Annotated in this window: 1 protein-coding gene; it reads left to right on the forward strand. The window is 45.1% G+C overall.

Features of this window, described 5'->3' with window-relative positions; all coding sequences use genetic code 11:
* Positions 1–344 precede the first annotated feature (344 nt).
* On the forward strand, positions 345–841 hold a 497-nt coding region (locus tag A3756_RS08940; protein ID WP_304438876.1), incomplete at its 3' end, for a wax ester/triacylglycerol synthase domain-containing protein.

The raw sequence follows: 841 nt of genomic DNA on the forward strand, positions 1-841 counted from the left end.
TGGATGTTCCTGATTGGGATAAGCCGACTTACGCACAGCCTATAAACGAGATGTTGGTTCGACGAAACTCTGATCTCGACTAAAATTGTAAACTAGCATAAATTTTTGTGATATTGCCAGATTGAATATGTCTTAGCACTATGCCGAATAGGCGATCTCGGGTATCCTTGCGCGCTCTTTACACTTTGGTGAATGTGTAGCTTATAACTATTGATAGCGATGCCGCCAAACTTAATCTTGTTGGGCCCATAGGATGAGTGCCAGTTGTAGTTGGCCAGGGGAAACAGTTTAAATATGGCTGAGCAGTTTTTCGCGTTTTTACTCACAGTTTGGATGGAATCTTTATGAAATCATTGAGTTTAGCAGATCAGATTTTCTTATGGCTCGAGAAACGTCAGCAGCCAATGCATGTGGGTGGTTTGCACCTTTATCACTTTCCTGAAGATGCCGGCCCAAAATATGTGACAGAGCTTGCTGAGTATATGCGTTCCTTTCAGCAACCCATCGCGCCTTTTAATCAGCGTTTAAAATCTCGCTTCGGCCAATACCATTGGGAAGAAGATCTTCAGTTTGATCTAGAGCATCACTTTCGTCATAGCGCCTTACCAAAGCCAGGAAGAATTCGAGAACTACTCGCCTTGGTTTCGGTTAAGCATGGCGCCCTAATGGATCGAGAGCGACCAATGTGGGAAAGCCATTTGATTGAAGGTATTCGAGGTCGTCGTTTTGCGATGTACTTTAAAGCGCACCACTGTATGTTAGACGGTGTGGCGGCAATGCGGATGACAGCTAAGCTGTTATCAGAAGACCCTGAAGCTCGTGGTTTACCGCCTTTGTGGGC

Source organism: Oleiphilus sp. HI0086, assembly GCF_001635225.1.